Annotated in this window: 4 protein-coding genes; all 4 read left to right on the top strand. The window is 77.5% G+C overall.

Features of this window, described 5'->3' with window-relative positions; translation table 11 throughout:
* The first annotated feature begins 132 nt into the window (after positions 1–132).
* Complete coding sequence (aroF, locus tag MNY62_RS22620; protein WP_242346606.1) at positions 133–1011, top strand: 3-deoxy-7-phosphoheptulonate synthase; 879 nt, start codon at positions 133–135, stop codon at positions 1009–1011.
* A 4-nt stretch (positions 1012–1015) separates the two neighbouring features.
* Positions 1016–1861, top strand: a complete 846-nt coding sequence (locus tag MNY62_RS22615) for a prephenate dehydrogenase (protein ID WP_242346605.1) — start codon at positions 1016–1018, stop codon at positions 1859–1861.
* Entirely contained in the window at positions 1858–3156 is a 1299-nt protein-coding gene (gene aroA / locus MNY62_RS22610; RefSeq protein WP_242346604.1) for a 3-phosphoshikimate 1-carboxyvinyltransferase, read from the top strand. The genes MNY62_RS22615 and aroA overlap by 4 nt, the downstream gene beginning before the upstream one ends.
* On the top strand, positions 3153–3596 hold a 444-nt coding region (locus MNY62_RS22605; protein WP_408629102.1), incomplete at its 3' end, for a shikimate dehydrogenase family protein. The genes aroA and MNY62_RS22605, both read left to right, overlap by 4 nt.

Below are 3596 nucleotides of genomic sequence, written 5' to 3'. Positions count from 1 at the left end.
GGGGCCCCCCGTTTTGGGGGCGACGGCCCCGGGGGGGGGGGGGGGCCCCGGGGGGGGGGGGGGGGGCCCCCCCCCCCCCCCCGGGGGGGGGGCGGGGGCGCAGCCCCCGTCTAGAGAGGAACTTCAAGGACGATGGTGCCGATCAAGAAGAGCGCCTCCGAGGCGGAGATCGAGGGCGTCTCGGAGCCGTACGCGCTCGCCTCGCTGGAGCTGCACCCGGGCCGCACGGTCGTGACCGTGGGCCGCGGCCCGGGCGCGGTCGCGTTCGGCGGGAGCCGCGTGCCGGTCGTGGCGGGGCCGTGCGCGGTGGAGAGCTGGGAGCAGCTCGAGGCGGTCGCGCGCGCGGCGAAGGCGGCGGGCGCCCGCCTGCTGCGCGGCGGGGCGTTCAAGCCGCGCTCGTCGCCCTACACGTTCCAGGGGCTCGGCGAGGAGGGCCTGAAGCTCCTCGCCCGCGCGCGCGAGCTCACCGGCCTGCCGGTGGTGACCGAGGTGATGAGCCCCGACGCGGTGGGCCTCGTCGCCGAGTACGCCGACTGCCTCCAGATCGGCGCGCGCAACATGCAGAACTACGACCTCCTGCGCGCGCTCGGCTCGGCCGGGAAGCCGGTCCTCCTCAAGCGCGCGCTGTCCGGCACGATCGAGGAGCTCCTCATGTCCGCCGAGTACGTGCTCGCGGCCGGGAACCCCGACGTCATCCTCTGCGAGCGCGGCATCCGCACCTTCGAGCGCGCGACGCGGAACACCCTCGACCTCTCCGCGGTGCCGGTCCTGAAGGAGCTCACGCACCTGCCGGTGCTCGTCGATCCCTCGCACGGCACCGGAAAGCGGAGCCTCGTGCCGGCCATGGCGCTCGCCGCCATCGCCGCCGGGGCGGACGGGCTGCTCCTCGAGGTGCACCCGGATCCGGCGCGCGCCCGCTCCGACGGGCCGCAGTCGCTCACGCCCGCGGGGCTCGAGGCGCTCCTCCCCCGGCTCGCCGCGGTGGCGGCCGCGGTCGGGCGGGAGGTCTAGCCCCGTGGCCGCGGGCCCGCTCCCTCGCACGATCGGCGTCGCCGGCCTCGGGCTCATGGGCGCGTCGCTCGCGCGCGCGGTGCGCGGCGTCGATCCGGCCGTGCGCATCGTCGCCGTCGAGCCGCGCGACGACGTCCGCGCCCAGGCGCTCGCCGACGGGGTCGCCGACGAGGTCCGCGCGGCGCCGGACGCGGCGCTCGGGGCCTGCGCGCTCGTCGTGCTCTGCACGCCGGTGGCGGCGATCGAGGCGCTCCTCGGGCCGGTCTCGCGGCTCCTGCCCGACGGCGCGGTGCTCACCGACGTCGGCGGCGCGAAGGCGCACGTCGTCGCCGCGGCGCGCGCGGCGGTCCGGCCGGGCGTCGCGTTCGTGGGCGCGCACCCGATGTTCGGCGGCCACGGCGGCTACGCCGGCGCGAGCGCCGACAAGTGGAAGGGCGGCACGGTGGCGGTCTGCACCGACGCGCCGGCCGAGGCGGTCGAGCGGGTCGCCGCGCTGCACCTCGCCCTCGGCGCGAAGGTGGAGCGCTGCACCGCCGCCGAGCACGACGCCGCGGTGGCGATGGTCTCGCACCTCCCATACCTCGTCGCCTCCGCGCTCGCGGTCGCCGCGCGCGAGGCGGGCCCGCTCGCGCTGAAGCTCGCCGGCCCGGGCCTCAAGGACATGACCCGCCTCGCGGCGTTCCCGTTCGACATCCAGGGGGAGGTCGCCCGGCGGAACGCGGGCCTCCCCGACGCGGCGGCGCGGCTCGAGCGCCACCTCGCGCGGATCCTCGCCGCCGTCGTCGAGTCACCCGAGGCGGCGCGCCGCGCGCTCGAGGCCGCGCGAAAGGCGCGGGAGGAGCTCTTTTGACCACCGGAACGGGACCGCTCACCTGCCGTCGCAAGGGGCCGCTCCGCGGAGCGATCGAGGTCCCGGGCGACAAGTCCATCTCGCACCGCGCGCTCCTCTTCGGCGCCCTCTCGACCGGCGAGACCCGCGTGCGCGGCCTCCTCGACGCGGAGGACGTCCACGCCACCCGCCGCGCGGTCGAGGCGCTCGGCGCGACGGTGCGCGCCGAGGGGGACGAGCTCGTGGTCGTCCCGCCCGCCGCGCTGCGCGAGCCCGGCGACGTCGTGGACTGCGGGAACTCCGGCACGAGCCTCAGGCTCCTCACCGGCGTCCTCGCCGGCGTGCCGGGCCTCTCGATCCTCACCGGCGACGCCTCGCTCCGCCGCCGGCCCGTCCGCCGCGTCATCGATCCGCTCCGCCGCATGGGCGCGGACCTCTCCGCGCGCGACGGCGACCGGCTGCCGCCGGTGGTGGTGCGCGGCCGGCCGCTCGAGGGCGTGCGCCACGCGCTCGAGGTCGCGAGCGCCCAGGTGAAGAGCGCGTGCCTCCTCGCCGGCCTCTTCGCGGAGGGCGAGACCTCGGTGGCGGAGCCCGAGCGCTCGCGCGATCACACCGAGCGCATGCTCGCGGGCATGGGCGTGCCCATCCGCGTGGACGGGCTCGAGGTGACGGTCACGCCCTCGCGGCCGCGCGGCGGTCGGGTCGACGTCCCGGGCGACATCTCCTCCGCCGCGTTCTTCCTCTGCGGCGCCGCCGCCCTCCCCGGCTCCGAGGTGACGGTGCGTAACCTCGGGGTGAACCCGACGCGCACCGGCCTCCTCGACGTGCTCGCCGCCATGGGCGCCGGCGTCGTGCGGACGAACGAGCGCGAGGTCGCGGGCGAGCCGCGCGCGGACGTGACGGTGCGCGCGGCGGCGCTCGAGGCGACCGAGATCCGCGGCGCGATCATCCCCCGCCTCATCGACGAGCTGCCGGTCGTGATGGTGATGGCGACCCAGGCGCGCGGCCGGACCTTGATCCGCGACGCGCGCGAGCTCCGGGTGAAGGAGTCCGACCGGCTCGCCGCGATGGGCGAGACGCTCGCCCGCGCAGGCGCGAAGATCGAGCTGTTCGACGACGGCTGCGCGATCGAGGGGCCGACGCCGCTCCGCGGCGTGACCGTGCAGACGCGCCTCGACCACCGCATCGCCATGTCGATGGCGATCGCGCAGCTCCTCTCGGGCGAGGAGGTGGTGCTCGACGACGTCGCCTGCGTGGCGACGAGCTTCCCCTCCTTCTTCTCGCTCCTCGACGGGCTCTCGGGGAGCGGCGCGTGATCACCGGGCGGACCGCGCTCTACGGCGTCGTCGGCCAGCCGGTGCGCCACAGCCGCTCGCCCGAGCTGCACGCCGCCGCCTTCGAGCACCTCGGCGTCGACGCGGTGTACGTCGCGCTGCCCGTGCCGCCCGAGCGGCTCGAGGAGGCGATCCGCGGCGCGCACGCGCTCGGCTTCCAGGGCCTCAACGTCACCGTGCCGCACAAGCGGACGGTGGTCGCGCTCTGCGAGGCGGTGGACCCGGTCGCGCGCGAGGTCGGGGCGGTGAACACGCTCCGGCGCACCGAGCGCGGCTGGGAGGGGTTCAACACCGACGCCGCGGCGTGCCTCATGCTGCTCGGCGAGGAGGGGCTCCGGCCGGGCGCGCGCGCGCTCCTCGCCGGCGCGGGCGGCGCGGCGCGCGCGGCTGCCTGGGCGCTCGTCCGCGCGGGCGCGGCGCTG

Source organism: Anaeromyxobacter terrae (assembly GCF_022690685.1).
GTDB lineage: Bacteria > Myxococcota > Myxococcia > Myxococcales > Anaeromyxobacteraceae > Anaeromyxobacter > Anaeromyxobacter terrae.
Note: the sequence above shows the minus strand (reverse complement) of the source record. Positions and strands in the feature narration are given on the sequence as shown.

Coding starts and splice junctions, on each gene's coding strand:
- aroF (WP_242346606.1), top strand. CDS start 133: ATGGTGCCGATCAAGAAGAGCGCCTCCGAGGCGGAGATCGAGGGCGTC.